Below are 18,121 nucleotides of genomic sequence, written 5' to 3'. Positions count from 1 at the left end.
AGTATGCTACATAAATTGTGTTCAATGTTATATCAAACAAACTGATCCCTACTTCCTTACAATCTCCGCCCCCAAACTTTGTAAGCGTTTGTCTATGAACTGATAGCCACGATCAATCTGTTCTATATTTTGTATGGTGCTCTTGCCTTCTGCGCTGAGTGCTGCAATTAATAGGGCTTGCCCTGCTCTAATATCGGGGCTGCTCATGGTGATGCCGCGCAAACTATTTCTTCTGCCGAGTCCAATTACGGTGGCTCTATGCGGATCACACAGAATAATCTGTGCCCCCATATCAATCAATTTATCGGTAAAGAACAAACGGCTTTCAAACATTTTCTGGTGGATCAAAACCGACCCAATGGCCTGCGTTGCTACAACCAAAACAATGCTCAATAAATCAGGTGTAAAACCTGGCCAGGGATGATCGGATATAGTCAGTATTCCCCCATCCATAAAGGTTTGTATGGTATAGGATTCCTGCGAAGGAATATAAATATCATCTCTTTGTATATCAAACTGAATGCCTAATTGCTGAAATTTTTCTGGAATGATGCCTAAGTGTTGTACCCCTGCATTTTTAATGGTGATTTCACTTTGGGTCATGGCTGCTAAGCCAATAAAACTGCCTATTTCAATCATGTCGGGCAATAAACGGTGTGTTGTGCCACCTAGCGTTTCTACTCCCTCAATAACCAATAAATTACTCCCAATACCACTGATTTTTGCACCCATGCGATTAAGCATACTGCACAATTGTTGTAAGTAAGGTTCGCAAGCTGCATTGTAAATGGTGGTAGTGCCTTCTGCTAAAACCGCAGCCATTACAATATTCGCGGTACCTGTTACAGAAGGTTCGTCCAGTAACATATAACAGCCCTGTAAGGCATCGGTGGTTAAAGTAAAGCAACCAATGTTGTCATCGTATGCATACGTGGCGCCTAATTTTTGAAAACCGATAATATGAGTATCTAATCTTCTTCTTCCAATTTTATCGCCACCGGGTTTGGGTAAATAAGCTTTCTTAAAACGTGCTAACAATGGACCTGCCAGCATTACACTGCCTCTGAGTCTTCCGCTTTTTTTGCGAAAATCTTCTGAAGCCAAGTAATCTACTTGTATATTATCTGCCTGAAATTGATAGGTATCTTGGTTGATGCGATTTACTTCAACCCCCATTTCCTGCAATAATTCAATGAGTAAATTCACATCCAGAATATCCGGAATATTGGAAATGGTAAGGGGCTCTTTGGTTAATACTACCGCAGATAATATTTGCAAAGCTTCATTTTTGGCGCCTTGTGGAACAATGCTGCCTTTTAACTGCTTGCCACCTATTACTTCAAAACTACTCATGGAATATTAATAGCGTTTCTTGAATCCTCCGCCTTGGTTGCGATTGCCGCCTCCCTGGTTCCTTGAATCGTTGCGCTGACCTCCACTTTGATTGCGATTGCCACCGCCTCCATTGTTTCTGGAATCATTGCGTTGTCCGCCTCCTTGGTTTCTATTGTTTCTTCCACCAAAGTTTTGTTTCCACCTGCCACCGCTTCTGGCTGGATATTCATCGCGTTCAAAAGGTTGATTGCGGTGTTTGATATATGGTGTATTGCTGAACTCCAACTGACCACCGGTAATTTGATCCAACTCGGAACGAATGGCATCATCGTGTACCAATTCTTTGTGCCAGTTGCTATATGACAACTTCATATAATAGGCAATGGCATTGGCAAATCCTGCTTTTTTCTCAGGGTCTTCTTCTTTCAATGCCTTGTCTATCACCACTTCCAAATTCTTTCCTAAATGCGCATATCTTGGATTGCGCTTGGGATAAGGCAATGGATCGGGTTTTAGTTTGTAGGTTTCTTTTTGGGGTATAGGATAAGGGCTATCTACATCTAGCGTAAAATTGCTAATGAAGAATAAATGATCCCATAGCTTATGTCTAAAGTCTTCTACATTCTTCAGGTGTGGGTTTAAAAATCCCATGAGCTCAATAACCGCTTGCGCTTGTTTTTGTCTCTTTTCTCTGTCTTCTATTGTGAGGAGATAATCCACCATCTTCTGTACGTGTCTGCCGTACTCCTTCATTCCCAGGAGTTTCCTGGAGGTATTGTATTCCATGTAAAATTGCTTGATGCAGCAACAAATATAAGTTTTTATCTTCGCACCATGGAATCTCTCTTGCAACAAATTAAAGAATACAAAGCAGCCATTGCTGCATTTACTGCGAATAATGCCGACGAAGTAGAACAATTCAGAATCAAATGGTTGGGTACCAAGGGTTTGGTAAAAGCCATTATGGGCGAAATGCGCAATGTGCCAAATGAACAAAAAAAGGAATTTGGTCAGATATTGAATGAGTTCAAACTCTTTGCAGAAGCGCGTTTTCAGGAGTTGCAAGATCAGTTTGCCGGAGCAGCTACCGCTGCTGTTTCTAACACTCAAGATTTTTCCTTGCCAGGTGATCCTGTGGGTGTAGGTAGCAGACATCCTTTAACATTGGTAAGGAATGAAATGGTCTCTATTTTCAAAAGATTGGGTTTTTCTGTAGCGGAAGGTCCTGAAATTGAAGACGATTGGCACAATTTCGGTGCGATGAATTTACCGGAAGACCATCCTGCCCGTGATATGCAGGATACTTTTTATATTAAAAAACCAGCAGATGGGAATGGTCCAACCTGGTTGTTAAGAACCCATACCAGTAGCGTTCAGGCTAGGGTAATGGAAAACCAAAAGCCGCCTATTCGCGTAATTTGTCCGGGTCGTGTGTACCGTAATGAAACGGTAAGTGCCCGCGCCCATTGCTTTTTTCATCAGGTAGAGGGATTGTATATTGACGAAAACGTAAGCTTTGCCGATCTAAAGCAAACCCTCTATTTCTTTGTACAGGAAATGTTTGGCAAAGACGTGAAAGTGCGTTTCAGACCGAGTTATTTTCCTTTTACAGAGCCCAGTGCTGAAATGGATATCAGCTGTTTAATTTGTGAAGGCAAGGGTTGTAATATTTGTAAGCATACAGGGTGGGTTGAAATTTTAGGAAGTGGAATGGTGCATCCGAAAGTTTTAGAAAACTTTGGCATTGATGCTAACAAATACACGGGATTTGCTTTTGGTATGGGCGTGGAAAGAATCACCCAACTAAAGTACCAGGTGAACGACCTGCGTTTGTATTCTCAAAACGATGTGCGCTTCTTGAAACAATTTACTGGGGTTGTTTAAATTGCATGCATGAGCACGGTGCATTCAACCCGGGGTGTGGTATTGCGAACCATTAAATACGGTGATTCCAGTATCATTACTTCTATTTACACAGAATTGTTTGGAATACAACAATACCTGGTTAAAGGAGTGCGCCAAAGCAGTAAGACTTCTGCGGGCAAAGCCAGTTATTTTAATCCGGCTGCCATTCTGGAATTACAGGTTTACCACAACGAACTCAAGCAATTGCAATTCATTAAAGAGTTTCGCTGGGCGTATTTATATGAGTCGGTATTGTTTAATGTAGTTAAGAATACAGTGGCTATCTATGTGATGGAATTGTTGCAGCATAGCTTAAAACAACCCGAAGCCAATCCGGAACTCTATTATTTAATTGAAGATACCCTGAAGCAGCTCGATCGTGGAAACCCAACGCTGACGGGTAATCTGCCACTATACTTTACTTTGCATTTGGCTGCAGAACTGGGTTTTCAGTTACAGGGAAATTATACAACAGAAACCGCTGTTTTAGATTTACAGGAGGGCGTATTTGTTTCGCAAATACCGCTGCATCCTTATTATTTAGCTGGTCAACTGGCAGAAATTACTTCAACAATAGCAGGTCTGAATTTTTATAACGAACTGGAAACTATTTCACTGAATAAAAATATCCGCAGACAATTGCTCGAAGCCTATCAGCAATACCTGTCTTTGCATATTGCTGGTTTCGGGCAAATGAAAAGCTTCGCCATTTTGCAAGAGGTATTGGCTTAAATGATCAGATTAATCTTTTAACGGTTGCCTCTCCAATCGTTTGGTTGGGTCCAAAATTTTCCAATACGATAATACCAGGCTTTTTGCCGGGTATAAATGAGCCGAATTGTGCATCCATCTGTAAAGCCTCTGCGCCATTGCTGGTAGCCCATTTCAGAATTTCATTTAAAGGAATCATTGGAAAATTTTTGGCAATGGTTTGTATTTCGGATAAAATACTCAATTGATGATTGCTCGACAAACTATCGGTGCCTAAAACAATGTTTGCGTTTTTACTTCTGAGCATTTCAATGGGCGGCAGTGCATTTTCTATATAAAGATTGGCATTTACGCATAGTGCATAAAAGAGCGACTGCTCATGTGCTGCAGCGGTAGCAGCTGCAAAATCCATATCCGCTTCTGTTGTGGTGGTATTGTGCACCAGCAATACATTTTTTGCTTTTTGTAGCCGGGGGAAGTAAGACGGCAGGCTATTCTTACCCGTCGGCGTAAAATGGGCCTGATCTATATTCATGGCCTGGTACATCTGTACAAAGTCTCCGCTTCCTTTCCGGAATAACTCGTTTTCTGCGGGTGTCTCCTGGTTATGTATGGTTACCGTATTGCCTTCAAAATGGGGCATCATCATTTCCCAGAGTTCTTCAGATACAGAATAAGGCGCGTGCGGACTGAAGGATGTTTGCAGCGGGTTGGTGGAGATTTGCGGCGATTTGATTGATGCGACAGTTGTAATCCCTCTGAACTGCTCCATTACTTTTTGTGCATTGCTGAAACGGGGTTCAGCAATTTCCGGTTTCCAGCCACTGATTTCAACAAAAGTGTAATAGGCTAGGTTGCGCAAGGCTTTTTGAGCCGCGGTTAACTGGTTGTTACTGATATCGCCTACGGCTACAATGCCTGATTCTAACATATGGGCTTCCGCTTTTGCAATGGCTTCCAGTATTTCTTCTTCAGGATGGTGTCTGTCGCTAACAATTTTTAAAATGAACTCAGGTAGTCCGGTATGTTCCGGAATTCTTCCTTTCATATGGCTCAATTCCAGGTGACAGTGGGTATTCACGAATCCTGGACTGATAATGCCATTCAATTCCTGAATTTCTTCCCCTGCTTCTGTTCGGGGAACAATGGCTTCCACCCGACCTTCTTCATTGGTAATGAGCACCTGGTCCGGTCCTAAAAACTGCTTTCCATCGAATAAATTCTGCCCTGAAAATTGTAAAAATGCCATATCTGCAAAGGTAGATGAAAAAAACTTGCACAAATTTTTATTGAAAATCAGTTAGTTATGAATAGTGCCCCCAAAATAATTCCCATATTTCTTGGTTGTTCCATTACCAATACAGACCTTTGCCCTCCCAAAAAATGGGATATTTTAATCGGTGGGATAGCGCCGATTTCACTTAAAACAACAAGATCATGAGTAAACTTCATTTCACCACCAAGCATGCGAATGCGGCTACCGTTCAACACAACTGGTATGTAGTTGATGGTACTAATCAAACCGTAGGACGTATTGCCTCCAAGATTGCTGCTGTATTACGCGGCAAAAACAAAGCTTATTACACTCCACACGTAGATTGTGGCGATTACGTAATTGTAATTAATGCAGAGAAAGTTGCTTTCACTGGTAATAAGTTAGAAGATAAAGTATACCTAAACTTCTCTGGTTACCCAGGTGGTAAAAAAGAAGAAGTTGCTGGCAGTCTATTAAAGCGTCGTCCGGAAGTAATTATGGAAAGAGCTGTAAAAGGCATGTTACCCAAGAATAAATTAGGTCGTAAAATGATCAAAAAATTATTCGTGTATGCCGGAACTGCACATCCTCATACCGCTCAGCAACCTAAGGAACTTAAATTCTAAAACATTGTCTGGTAGCAATGCCAGACGCCAAGCATAAACAAAATGGAAAAACAAAAAAATGCAGTTGGTCGCCGTAAAGAAGCCGTTACACGTGTCTTCATCAGCAAAGGCGAAGGAAAAATAACTGTAAACGACAAAGACTACAAAGCTTATTTCCCACTGGTTTATTTACAGAACCAGGTAGAAGCTCCTTTAAAGACTACTGAATTAGAAGGTAAGTTTGATATCATTATCAACGCTACCGGCGGTGGTTTGAAAGGTCAGGCTGAAGCAGCTAAATTAGGTATTGCCCGTGCGTTGATTGAGGTGAATCCTGAATTGCGTCCTGCACTTAAAGCAGCTGGTCAATTGAAGCGTGATCCACGTAGTGTTGAACGTAAGAAATTTGGTCATAAGAAAGCACGTAGAAGCTACCAGTTCAGTAAGCGTTAATCGTTGTATTGAATATCTACCTGAAATAAATTTTAAAAAATTATATAATTCACCACAATGGAAAATAACACTTCACTACAACAGCAACTACTGGAGGCCGGCGTACACTTTGGTCACCTGAAAAAGAAGTGGAATCCAAAGATGTTGCCTTACATCTTTGCTGAGAAAAAAGGTATTCACATTATCGACCTTAACAAAACTGTTGACTACCTACAGGAGTCTGCAGCTGCTATCAAGCAAATTGCTAAGAGCGGTAAGAAAATCATGTTTGTTGCTACCAAGAAACAAGCAAAAGAAATTGTTACTGAATGCGCTAAGCGTGTAAACATGCCTTATGCTACAGAACGTTGGTTAGGTGGTATGCTTACCAACTTCAACACTGTTCGTAAGAGCGTGAAGAAAATGCAGAGCATTGAAAAAATGTTGGCTGATGGAAGCGCTGACAGCTTAACCAAGAAAGAAAGATTAACCCTTTCCCGCGATAAGGATAAGATGGAAAAAGTATTGGGCGGTATTGCTCAGCTGGGCCGTCTTCCTGCAGCATTATTCTTAGTTGACATTGGTCACGAGCATATTGCTTTAGCTGAAGCTAAGCGTTTGGGTATTACTACTTTTGGTATGGTTGATACCAACTGTGATCCTAATAAAGTTGACTTCGCAATTCCTGCGAACGATGACGCTACTAAGTCTATTGCTATTATCACTAACTACATCGTTGCTGCTATTGCAGAAGGTTTGGCTGAGCGCCAGGCTTCTAAAGATGAAGAAGAGTCTGATGACAATAACAATGAGAACGAAGCAAGAGCTCGTCGTTTGGAAGCAGAAGCACAGTCTGAAGCTGGACGTGGTGGTAGAGGCCGTGGTGCTGCTGCAGGTGGTCCTGGTGGTGCTCCTAAGCGTCGTACTCCGGCAGGTGGTGGTAACCGCAGACCTGCAGGTGGTGGAGCCAGATAAGCTTTATTATTGAATCTTTTAAATTGAAATAATTATGTCAACTGCAACTATTACAGCTGCCGATATAAATAAATTACGTCAGGCCACTGGTGCCGGTATGATGGATTGTAGAAAAGCTTTAACTGAAACCAACGGTGATTTTGAAGCTGCAATTGATTGGTTACGTAAGCAAGGTCAGAAAGTGGCTGCTAAGCGTAGCGACAGAGAAGCAAAAGAAGGAGTAATTATTGCTCGTACTTCTGCTGACAACAAAGTTGGATTTGTAGTTTGCATTAGCTGCGAAACCGACTTCGTTTCTAAGAACGCTGATTTCGTTGCTTTCGCTACCTCTATTGCTGATGCAGCGGTTTCCAACAACGTTAAAAGTGTTGAAGAACTAAACGAAGTAACCATCAATGGTGCTAAAGTAGCAGATATGATCAACGATAAGTTGGCTGCTATTGGCGAAAAAATTGGTGTTGCCAAGTTTGAAAGAATTGAAGCTCCTTATGTTGCCTCTTATATTCACGGTGCAAACCGCATGGGTGTATTGGTAGGATTAAGCGCTGAAGCTCCTGAAGCTGGTAAGGACGTAGCTATGCAGATTGCTGCTATGAATCCTCTTGCGGTTGATGCTAACAGCATTCCTTCTGATACCATCGAAAGAGAAAGAGCAATCGTGTTAGAAACCATGAAAGCTGATCCTAAGATGGCTGGTAAACCTGAAGAAATGGTAGCTAAAATTGCTGAAGGCAAATTGAATGCATTCTTTAAAGAGAATACATTATTGGCCCAGGCTTTTGTAAAAGACGGTTCTTTGACCGTTGAAGCTTACTTAAAGAGCGCTGGTAACGTAACTGTTACTGAATTCAAGCGTGTTGCATTAGGATAATTCTAAGAAACCAAATATTTTCAAAAGCCTCTCCCATTTATCGGAGGGGCTTTTGTACTTTTGTAATCTACTCATTTAAACAACCTCTAGCTATGCTACCAAAATTCAAACGTATCCTCTTGAAATTATCCGGAGAAGCTTTATTGGGCGATCAAAGAAACGGTGATCCCTTTAACCCCAAAATCATTGAGCAATATGCACATGATATTAAAAGGGTTACTGATCTGGGTGTTCAGGTGGCTATTGTAATTGGTGGTGGTAATATTTACAGAGGGATGAACGAAGCCGACAGTGGTATTGAAAGAGCGCATGGAGATTATATGGGTATGCTGGCAACCGTGATTAATGCTATGGCTATGCAGGCGATGCTGGAAAAAATTGGGGTATATACCCGACTACAAAGCGCCATCAATATGGAACAGGTAGCAGAGCCTTATATCCGCAGAAAGGCTTTAAGACATTTAGAAAAAGGACGTGTGGTGATTTTTGGTGCCGGTACCGGCAACCCCTATTTTACTACAGACACAGCTGGTTCACTAAGAGCTATTGAAATGAAGGCGGATGTTATTTTAAAAGGAACCCGGGTAGATGGTATCTACAGTGCCGATCCCGAAAAAGATCCAACGGCTACTAAATTTGAAAAACTAAGCTTCCAGGAATGCATTTCTAAAAACCTGAAAGTGATGGATATGACGGCTTTCACACTTTGCATGGAAAACAAACTGCCCATTATTGTATTCGATATGAATACCCAGGGTAACTTGTTGCAGGTGGTTGAAGGTGCCAATGTAGGTACGCTGGTAAGCTAGTTGCCCGTTCGTGTAATATTCCCTAATAAATCAATCAACCGTTGGTAATTTAGACCTGATGCGTAAATTAATCCTATCATTCCTGGTAATACCGATGGCTGCCCAGTTCGGGTTTAGCCAGAATAGATTGAGTTTATCTGATGCAGTGTCCATTGCATTAAAGAACAGCTATAATATTCAGCTCGCTAAAAACAATGTTGAGATTGCTTCCATTAATAATCATATGGGTGTTGCCGGAGGACTTCCTACGGTTACAGCTGCAGTGAATGATGTAGAGAATATAACCAGCATTGATCAGAAGTTTCCGGATCCTGCCAGAAACGTTACCAGAAGCGGGGTGTCGTCTAATAATATGAATGCCAATCTTACCGCTGGTATCTTGTTGTTCAACGGATTCAGGGTAAAGGCAGCACAACAAAGGTTGGCAGAGTTGCAAAAGATGAACGAGGATATGCTGAATGCACAGATTCAGGGAACCATGGCTGCTGTAATGACCAGCTATTATGATGTGGTGCGTCAGCAGAATTTATTGCACACGATTGAAAAGTCCATTGAAGTATCTCAACAGCGAATTGATGTAATCAAAAGCAGAAAAGAAGTTGGATTGGCTAATAATGCCGATTTGTATCAGGCACAGATTGATCTGAATGCACTGGTACAATCCAAACAGGCACAACAGTTAATTATTGATCAGGGGAAAACAAACTTATTGAGTTTATTATTTGTGAGCCCGGATAGTGCTGTAGTTATCAGCGACTCTATTATTGTAGATGAAAAAGTTACCCTAAGCCAGATAAAGCCATTGGCTTTAAAAAATCCTCAGATTGCAGCAGCAGAGCAGCAAATTAAAATCAATGAGTTGCTGGAAAGAGAAACTGCCGCACTGCGTGTACCCTCGCTTCGTGCCACTACCGGTTTCAATTTTAGCAATACCAAAAGTGGCGCGGGTTTCATTTTGGAAAATAGAAGCTATGGTCCTTTTATTGGTGTAAACCTGGCAATTCCCATTTACAATGGTTTAATCAGCAAGAAGCAACAACAGGTTGCAGAAATCAATACCCGAAATGCCAAAGTGCAACGAGATCAGTTTTTATTGAACATCGAAACCGGTACAGTTAGAACCTATCAGGCATATACCAATGCATTGGCTCAGTTAAAAACGGCTAAGGAAAACCAGTTATTAAGCAAACAATTGTTAGACCTGGTGATGCAACGTTTTCAATTAGGGCAGGCTACCATCATTGACGTGAAACTGGCTCAGCAAAGTTTTGAGAATGAATCCTACAGATTGGTTAACTTGGCATTCACAGCCAAGGTTGCCGAAGTAGAACTGAAGCGACTGGCTAATATTATTGAGCCATAATTTCAACAAAGTGTCTGTTGCTATTCAATCTAAGCTACCCCAGGTAGGAACTACTATTTTTACCGTAATGAGTCAGCTGGCCAACGAGGCTGGCGCCGTAAATCTGGGTCAGGGTTTTCCGGATTTTCCCATGAGTGCCGAATTAACCAGTTTGGTTAACAAAGCCATGCAGGACGGCTTTAATCAGTACACCCATATGAATGGGTATCCGCCATTGGTAAAAGCATTGGCAAACAAAGCCAATAAACTTTACAATGCATCTTTGGATGGAACTACTTCCATTACGGTTACCCCTGGTGGTACTTATGCAATTTATACAGCACTAACCACTGTACTGCAGCCCGGTGATGAAGTAATCGTTTTTGAACCTGCTTATGATTGTTATATTCCTACCATTGAGTTGAACAAAGCGATTGCCGTTCCCATACAATTGCAATATCCCAATTATGGCATTCCCTGGGAAGAAGTAAAGTCTAAAATTACTTCGCGTACACGGATGATTATGATTAACTCGCCCCATAACCCAACCGGGGCGGTGCTTTCAGCGGAAGACATGCAAATACTATCCGGTATTGTGGAAGGGACCAATATTATTATACTTAGCGATGAAGTATATGAACATTTAATTTTTGATGGGATTGAACACCAGAGTATTTTAAGATACCCGCAATTATTTGAGCGGAGTTTTGTTTGCTTCTCCTTTGGGAAAACCTATCATTGTACCGGATGGAAACTTGGTTACTGTATGGCTCCGGAGCAGCTGATGAAGGAATTCAGAAAAGTGCATCAGTTCAATTGTTTCACTTGTCCCACGCCTCCACAAGTAGCATTGGCTGAGTATATAAAAAATGAAGATGCTTATTTATCGCTTGGTTCATCTATGCAGTTGAAGCGAGATTATTTCAGGGTGTTGATGCGAGATACCCCATTTACCTGCATTCCTTCGCATGGAAGTTATTTTGAGTGTTACAGTTATGCCAGCTTCAGTCAATTATCCGATAAAGAATTGGCCATTAAACTCACTAAAGAATTTGGTGTAGCTACCATACCAGTTTCTGCTTTTTATCAGCATGGTCAGGACAATAAAGTGCTACGTTTTTGTTTTGCCAAATCAGAAGCTACTTTAGAGAAAGCGGTACAGGGTTTGAAGAGACTCTAATTAAACATATTTGTCCAAATTTGATTTTTAATTGTTCAATTAATTGAACACTATTGTTTATTTCTTTACTGTATTGAATAGCAGTAAAAAAAATACACATCGTGGGCAGTTGCTGAAGCGTCTGGTTGCCGATAATGGTATATCCATATCTAAACTGGTAAAAAAAGTTGGTATTAGCAGATCCAGCTTTTATAATCATATTGAAGATCCGGATTTATCAGTCGACATTTTACTTAAATACGGTCAGGTTTTACACGTAAATATTCTGGAAATGATTACTCCAAAGAGTGGTCAAATCATGGCAGATGCTATTTCTTATTATCCATTAGAAGAAGAGCCCAAAGACCTCAGAGAAGCAAATCTGATTATCCAGTCCCTGAGAAACAAGTATACCGCCTTGCTGGAGAAGTATAATTTATTATTGGAAAACCACAATCAGAATAGTTAGCATGCATCCAGACCCTTCTAAAATCAGCGTTTTTTTGGCCGACCATCAGGAAATTTTTCTGGATGGACTAAAACAATTTGCAGGGTCTTTACCAAATATAGAAATAGTTGGGTACAGTAGATCTGATCAGAATCTTTTACATGACATTTCGGAATGCAAGCCCAATCTGGTTATGCTGGATGCCAATCTTCCTCATATGCATTTGCCTTCATTGGTACAATCCATCCGTAATCTGGATGATGCCATTTTGATTTTTGTGCTGTATAATCATTACAGTGAAGAATTACTTCTGCGTATTCTTTCTGCCGGTGTAAATGGGATTGCCACGAAATATATTTCGAAAGGCGAATTGGAGACAGCCATTTTTCAGCTGCTCAATCTTCAGCAATTCTTTTGTACTTACACTGCCGCACACTTACAGCAGCTGATACAAACCAATCGTTTTCATCCGCATGCAAAGGAATCAGCAATTGTTTTTTCAGATAAGGAAAAAACCATACTTCAGCTATTAGCGGCCGAATTAACAAGCAAGGAAATTGCTGAACAAATGTCTATGAGCGTAAGAACGGTTGAGTCATATAGAAAATCCATGCAAGAAAAAACCGGCTCGAAAAATTCGGCCGGCTTAATTCTCTATGCTATTAAAAATGGAATTATTCCAGTGGAGAAAACCTGACTACCATCTGCCGTCTCCGTCAAGCAGGTTGCCCAATCCCCCCAGAATACTTCCTTCTTCTTTTCTTGGACCTACACCGTATTGAAGAATTCTTCCTGCTAATCGGCTGATGGGTAAGGTTTGAATCCAAACCGTTCCGGGACCAGTCAGGGTTGCAAAGAATAATCCTTCGCCTCCGAAAATGGTGTTCTTAATTCCACCGACAAACTGAATATCGTAATTAACGCTAGAAGTGAAACCTACAATACAGCCGGTATCAATTTTCAATGTTTCACCAGGATGCAAGTCTCTCTTGAAAACATGTCCTCCTGCGTGCAAGAAACTCATGCCATCGCCTTCCAGTTTCTGCATGATGAATCCTTCACCTCCAAATAAACCCGTACCCAGTTTGCGCTGAAATTCAATACCTACGCTAACTCCCTTGGCTGCACATAAAAAACTATCTTTCTGACAAATGATGCGATTGTTATACTGTGATAAATCCAAAGGAATAATCTTTCCGGGATAGGGTGAGGCAAAGCTTACCCTGCGCTTACCATGGTTCACATTGGTAAATGCGGTCATGAATAAACTCTCTCCGGTTAACATTCTTTTTCCGGCATTCAACAGCTTTCCGAATATGCTGTTGTTTTGATGTGAACCATCACCGAACATGGTTTCCATGATAACACCGTCATCCATCATCATGAATGCACCCGGTTCGGCAATAGCTGTTTCGTTATAATCTAATTCAACTTCAACAAACTGCATTTCCTCTCCAAAAATGCGATAGTCTATTTCGTGATTTTGCATGGTTTAATTTTTAGCTAAATTAATTTTTTGTTCTCCCATCCACACTTTTTTACCCTGTAATTTTTTTACAGCGAACATGATTCCAACAAAAATGAAGAACAGGGGTCCGGTAAATCCAAATAAAGCTACATACTTTGTACCATAGAATCTTTCCATTGGTCTTCTTAATCTTTCAGAAATCAGGTACATACTTGGTACCATGATTAAGGTGAGGAAGAAAGAGAAAATCAAACCGAATATAATAGTCCAGGCCAAAGGTCCCCAGAATACCACAGAATCTCCTCCAATGAAAATCTTAGGATCCAGATGCGTGAACATAGATACGAAGTCAATATTAAAACCAATAGCCAGCGGGAACATACCCATCATGGTTGCCAAAGCAGTTAGCAATACAGGAATGATTCTGATTTTACCTGCTTCAATGGCTGCTGCTCTGGTTTTGTATCCTCTGCCTCTTAGTTCATCGGTAAACTCAATTAAGAGGATACCGTTTTTAATTACGATACCAGCCAATCCAATGATACCTACACCCACCATGATGGTTGACATGCTCATGCCTGTTAAAGCATAACCCAGGAATACACCTATGATAGAGAAGAATATTTCCGTTAATACAATGAAAGGCTTACTTAAACTGTTGAACTGTAATACCAGAATTAAGAAGATAATTAATAAAGCGCTTATCAAAGCAGTACCCAGGAAGGCACTGGTTTCCACCTGTTGCTCTCCTTCACCAGTTTGTTTAATAGTGATGTCTGCTGGAATTTGTGTCTTTGCTTTAAACTCTTCAATTTTCTTGGCCAAAGCCTTATTGATCTCAGGAGTTAAACTTGGATCTGTTACAGCGGATTGAATCTGAATGGTTCTTTTCAGGTTCTTTCTTTTTACGCCACCTGCCGTGTTGGTGTATTCAACAGTAGCCACACTACTCAATGGAATCTGTTTAATGGCACCAGTAGTGAAATCTCTGAATACAATACGCATATTCATCAATTCATTGATATCGTTGCGCGATTTGGCATCAAAACGAAGTTGAATTTTGTATTCATCTTCATCATCTTTTAACTTACTCACTTCTTTACCAAAAACAGCTGTTCTTAGTTCAGAACCTATCTGTGCAGTACTTACACCTTCTGCTAATGCCCTTTGTCTGTCTATATTAACTGTAATTTCCGGATTGTTTAAATCGATATCCATGCCTAAACTCTGCATGCCTTCTACACGGTTGGTATCTAAGTGATTCAACAATTGAATAGCCGTTTTTGCCAACGCATCAAAATTATCTCCACTCACTTCAATGTTTACCGGAGGTTCTGTTGGCGGACCTGCGTCTTCCTGTCTTACTTCAATAGAAGCCCCAGGAATCCCTACCATCTGCTTTCTAATCTCATCCTGGAATGGAGCAGAGCTCTTACCATGACGTTTTTCAAATTCCACAAAAGAAACCTGGATTCTACCCAAATGTGATTGGGTACTTCTGTTATTGTCTCTTGGATTATTAGCACCAACAGCTACGTTTGAAATAACACTTTCTACAATGCTTCCTTCTTTGCCTGGCTGATCATCTCCTAAGATTTTGTACACCCTGCTCTCCAATACCCTAAGCACAGAATCTGTTGTTTGTGCCTTCGTACCAATTGGCATCTTTAAATACACGTAAACAAATTTCGGATCACCGCTCGGGAAGAATGGTTTGGGGTTGTCTCTCAGAATTAATAAGAATAAAGAAATCGGGAAAAGAATAAACAAACCAATCAATAGATAAACGGGTCTTTTCCCAACTAAAATGAACTGTAATAGTTTTTCATAACGATTCATTAGTCCTGGCAGTGCTCTTTCCTGGAAGAAATGTATAATGCCCCTTAAAACATATCGCTCTAATATAACCAGTAGTGCCATGAAGATTAGGAAGTTTCCGAATCCATGCCAACCAACCAGGTTGAATAAAACGCCTAGTATTACCGATCCCCAGAACCACCATTGCTTGAATATTGCATTTTTGGGTGATTCATATTCTCTTCCTTCCGGCTTCATAAAGCTAACCGCAAATACCGGATTGATAAAGAAGGCAACCACTAAAGAGGCAGCCAATGTTAAAATCAACATGATAGGTAAGTAGATCATGAACTTACCAATGATACCCTTCCATAAAAGCAATGGGAAGAAGGGAGCCAGTGTAGTGGCAGTACCTGCCAACACCGGAATAAACACTTCTCCTGCTGCTTCTTTGGCAGAACGTACAATTTTTACTTTTCCGTTCTGATAAATTCTATGGGTATTCTCAATTACCACAATGGCATCGTCCACAATAATACCCAGGCCAAACAGTAGGGCAAACAGTACAATGAAGTTCAAGGTAATAGCTCCACCGGCTATGAATTCACCCAACGGTAAAAACATGAATGAAACGAAAACCGATAGCGGAACACTTAATGCAACAAAGAATGCATTCGTAACACCCATGAAGAACATCAAAATCACCAATACCAATATAAATCCGATGATGATGGTGTTTACCAACTCATTAAAGGAAGTCTTAGTGCCCTTACTCTGATCGCCTGTAATAACTACTTTCAGGTTTTTAGGAAGCTCTTCGCTTTCCTGCATATCAGCCACTATCTTGTTAATACCATCGGCTGTATTGATTAGGTTTTCACCTGCTCTTTTTACAATATTGATGGTAATTACATTTTTTCCATCTAAGCGGGCATAGCTCTCGGTTTCTTTTACTGTATCAATAATTTGTGCAACGTCCTGTAAATAAATAGGTGCTCCGTTTACATTCTTTACCTGAATATGTTGCATATCATAGGCAGTTCTGAACTGTCCTTTGATTTTGATATTGCGCTTCATGGTTCCTACTTCTACCAACCCTCCGCTAATGTCCTTGTTCTCCAGGTTTACGGCAGATTCAATGTCTCTGAAAGTTAGTTTTGATGCAGCCAGTTTTGCAGGATCAATATTGATCTGAATCTCTCTTTCAGGAGCACCAACAATTTCTGCACGGTTCACTTCTTTCAGTTCTTCAAAACGATCCTGTAGTTTATCTGCGTATTCTTTCAGCTTAACGCCATCAAAATCCCCACTGAGGTTCACAAACATGATAGGCTGATCACTGATGGAAAACTCCTGCACATTGGGCAAAGAAGTTAAGTCGTTGGGCAGATCGGTCTGTGCCTTGTCTACCGCGTCCTTCACTTTGATTTTGGCAATTTCAGGTTTAATATCTGTATCAAATTCCACCACAATCAAACTGTAATCCTGTTGTGAAGTGGATTGAATTTTATTCACTTTGGCACCGCTAATCCCTTTCAATTGTTTTTCAATAGGTCGGGTAACCAGGTTTTCGATGTCTTTGGGTGAATTACCAAAATAAACAGTAGTGATAGAAATGGTAGGCACCACAATATCAGGAAACTGTTCTTTGGGAAGAGTTGTGAATTTGTTTAATCCATACAATGATATCAATATAGTGATAACATATACAGCTGTCCGGTTGTCTATCGCCCAGCTGGTAGGTTTAAATTCTTTGAATTTTTTGGCAACGCCTTCTATGAAATTCATAAATAGTATTTTTTATTTTCTTAAAACCTTTACAGCCTGTCCGTCATAAATATTCTGGTATCCTTCAGTAATTAATAAATCACTTTCGTTTAAACCAGATTTTACTTCAACCAGACTGCCGTAGAATTCACCTACTGTTATCATTTTCTTTCTGGCTACCAGTTTCTTTCCTTCCTGTACTGCTATGTATACATATTTCCCTTTTTCTTCGGTTTGTACAGTGTTCACATTAATAGCAATGGCATTGGGGGCTTCATAATCCTGAAACTTAACCTGAGCCAATTGGTTCGGTCTGATATTGGCATCGTAAGGAATTTTTATTTCAACATCAAAGCTTCTGGTATTGGCATCAATACTTCTGCTGGCAGTTGAAACAGTTGCTTTGATTTCCTTATTAAGGTCAGGTAAACTGATAATGGTAACCGATCCGGCTTTAATACGATTGCTGTAGTTTTCTGGTACACGTGTAACTACTTTCATGTTTTGTGTATTCACAATTTTAATCTGTGGAGTAACACCTGCCAATCCAACAAAAATTTCACCCACTCTTACATTCAATTCATCCACTACGCCACTAACGTCTGCAACAATATTGGTAGCGCGCAACTGTTCTTCGGTTACTTTAACCTGCTCTTCTGCTGCTGCCAGTTGTCTTTCTAAAGACTGAACATTGTTTTTAGCTGAAATCAATTGTACTTCTGTTCCAATGCCCTCTTTCCATAGGTTGCTTTGTCTGTTGTACAGGTCCTTGGCAAAATTCAATTGACTTTTTACGGTTTCAATAGATTTCTGAGCGGCAACAACAGACTGTCTTAAAACTGCATCATCCAGTTTAATTAACAGCTGTCCCTTTGTTACCATATCACCTCTTTTTACGTAAAGTGCTTTCACTTGTCCTCCGCCCATTCTGGGAGATACATAAGAAATATTGTCTGAAGTAATATTTCCCTGAAGGTCTATATAGTGCACAAAAGTTGATTTACCTACTGGTGTAATATCAATCAATTTGGCAGTAGCTCCTGCAGTAGCAGTATCCAGATTATTAATTTCATTTTGAAGAGTAGTAATCTGATCTGCCAGCTTGTTCTGTTCTGATTTCAGTTTTTCAAGCGCTGCTTTTTTAGAAGCCAGATCATTGCCTTCTGTGTTTTTATTACCACAGCTGCTGATAACCATGATGGCAGCGGTAACAGGTAGTATAAATATTGATTTTCTCATTGT

17 protein-coding genes are annotated in these 18,121 nt (G+C 40.5%); 11 read left to right on the top strand and 6 right to left on the bottom strand.

Annotated features, from left to right (window positions below; genetic code table 11):
- Positions 1-48 precede the first annotated feature (48 nt).
- Both murA and F777_RS0101605 read right to left on the bottom strand, forming a co-directional pair.
- Entirely contained in the window at positions 49-1,353 is a 1,305-nt protein-coding gene (gene murA / locus F777_RS0101610) for a UDP-N-acetylglucosamine 1-carboxyvinyltransferase (RefSeq protein ID WP_026750518.1), read from the bottom strand.
- A 6-nt stretch (positions 1,354-1,359) separates the two neighbouring features.
- Entirely contained in the window at positions 1,360-2,121 is a 762-nt protein-coding gene (locus tag F777_RS0101605) for a DUF4290 domain-containing protein (RefSeq protein WP_026750517.1), read from the bottom strand.
- A gap of 48 nt (positions 2,122-2,169) precedes the next feature.
- Between F777_RS0101605 and pheS the strand changes: the two genes are divergently transcribed.
- Together pheS and recO are read left to right on the top strand one after the other, a co-directional pair.
- Positions 2,170-3,219: a phenylalanine--tRNA ligase subunit alpha gene (pheS, locus tag F777_RS0101600; protein ID WP_026750516.1), complete on the top strand. Its 1,050-nt coding sequence runs from the start codon at positions 2,170-2,172 to the stop codon at positions 3,217-3,219.
- A gap of 9 nt (positions 3,220-3,228) precedes the next feature.
- Complete coding sequence (gene recO, locus F777_RS0101595; RefSeq protein WP_037351786.1) at positions 3,229-3,972, top strand: DNA repair protein RecO; 744 nt, start codon at positions 3,229-3,231, stop codon at positions 3,970-3,972.
- Between the two features lie 4 nt (positions 3,973-3,976).
- On the opposite strand, the gene F777_RS15300 is transcribed toward recO, so the two are convergent.
- Positions 3,977-5,200: an amidohydrolase family protein gene (locus F777_RS15300; RefSeq protein ID WP_037369021.1), complete on the bottom strand. Its 1,224-nt coding sequence runs from the start codon at positions 5,198-5,200 to the stop codon at positions 3,977-3,979.
- A gap of 188 nt (positions 5,201-5,388) precedes the next feature.
- On the opposite strand from F777_RS15300, the gene rplM reads away from it, so the two are divergent.
- From rplM to F777_RS0101540, 9 genes are all read left to right on the top strand, one after another.
- Complete coding sequence (rplM, locus tag F777_RS17755) at positions 5,389-5,832, top strand: 50S ribosomal protein L13 (protein ID WP_026750514.1); 444 nt, start codon at positions 5,389-5,391, stop codon at positions 5,830-5,832.
- A gap of 42 nt (positions 5,833-5,874) precedes the next feature.
- Complete coding sequence (rpsI, locus tag F777_RS17750) at positions 5,875-6,264, top strand: 30S ribosomal protein S9 (RefSeq protein ID WP_026750513.1); 390 nt, start codon at positions 5,875-5,877, stop codon at positions 6,262-6,264.
- Positions 6,265-6,321: 57 nt separating this feature from the next.
- Positions 6,322-7,218 (top strand): 30S ribosomal protein S2, encoded by an 897-nt coding sequence (rpsB, locus tag F777_RS0101570; RefSeq protein ID WP_026750512.1) that lies wholly within the window; start codon positions 6,322-6,324, stop codon positions 7,216-7,218.
- 34 nt (positions 7,219-7,252) lie between these two features.
- Positions 7,253-8,089, top strand: a complete 837-nt coding sequence (gene tsf, locus F777_RS0101565) for a translation elongation factor Ts (RefSeq protein WP_026750511.1) — start codon at positions 7,253-7,255, stop codon at positions 8,087-8,089.
- 92 nt (positions 8,090-8,181) lie between these two features.
- Positions 8,182-8,898 (top strand): UMP kinase, encoded by a 717-nt coding sequence (gene pyrH, locus F777_RS0101560; protein ID WP_026750510.1) that lies wholly within the window; start codon positions 8,182-8,184, stop codon positions 8,896-8,898.
- 58 nt (positions 8,899-8,956) lie between these two features.
- On the top strand, positions 8,957-10,261 hold the full coding sequence (locus F777_RS0101555; RefSeq protein WP_026750509.1) for a TolC family protein: 1,305 nt from the start codon (positions 8,957-8,959) through the stop codon (positions 10,259-10,261).
- A 10-nt stretch (positions 10,262-10,271) separates the two neighbouring features.
- Entirely contained in the window at positions 10,272-11,420 is a 1,149-nt protein-coding gene (locus tag F777_RS0101550) for a methionine aminotransferase (protein WP_201767556.1), read from the top strand.
- 43 nt (positions 11,421-11,463) lie between these two features.
- Entirely contained in the window at positions 11,464-11,868 is a 405-nt protein-coding gene (locus tag F777_RS0101545; RefSeq protein WP_026750507.1) for a helix-turn-helix domain-containing protein, read from the top strand.
- Position 11,869: 1 nt separating this feature from the next.
- Positions 11,870-12,544 (top strand): response regulator transcription factor, encoded by a 675-nt coding sequence (locus F777_RS0101540; protein ID WP_026750506.1) that lies wholly within the window; start codon positions 11,870-11,872, stop codon positions 12,542-12,544.
- Here the strand turns inward: F777_RS0101540 and F777_RS0101535 are convergent, their stop codons facing one another.
- Genes F777_RS0101535 through F777_RS0101525 form a run of 3 tightly spaced genes read right to left on the bottom strand, consistent with a single transcriptional unit; the run spans position 12,545 to position 18,118 of the window.
- A complete protein-coding gene (locus tag F777_RS0101535) occupies positions 12,545-13,336 on the bottom strand; it encodes a TIGR00266 family protein (RefSeq protein ID WP_026750505.1) in 792 nt (263 codons plus the stop codon).
- 3 nt (positions 13,337-13,339) lie between these two features.
- Positions 13,340-16,900: an efflux RND transporter permease subunit gene (locus F777_RS15295; protein WP_071790297.1), complete on the bottom strand. Its 3,561-nt coding sequence runs from the start codon at positions 16,898-16,900 to the stop codon at positions 13,340-13,342.
- Between the two features lie 12 nt (positions 16,901-16,912).
- Complete coding sequence (locus F777_RS0101525) at positions 16,913-18,118, bottom strand: efflux RND transporter periplasmic adaptor subunit (RefSeq protein ID WP_026750504.1); 1,206 nt, start codon at positions 18,116-18,118, stop codon at positions 16,913-16,915.
- Positions 18,119-18,121 lie beyond the last annotated feature (3 nt).

Origin of the sequence: Sediminibacterium sp. C3, from assembly GCF_000508085.1 — a bacterium.
Classification (GTDB): domain Bacteria; phylum Bacteroidota; class Bacteroidia; order Chitinophagales; family Chitinophagaceae; genus Sediminibacterium.
Note: the sequence above shows the minus strand (reverse complement) of the source record. Positions and strands in the feature narration are given on the sequence as shown.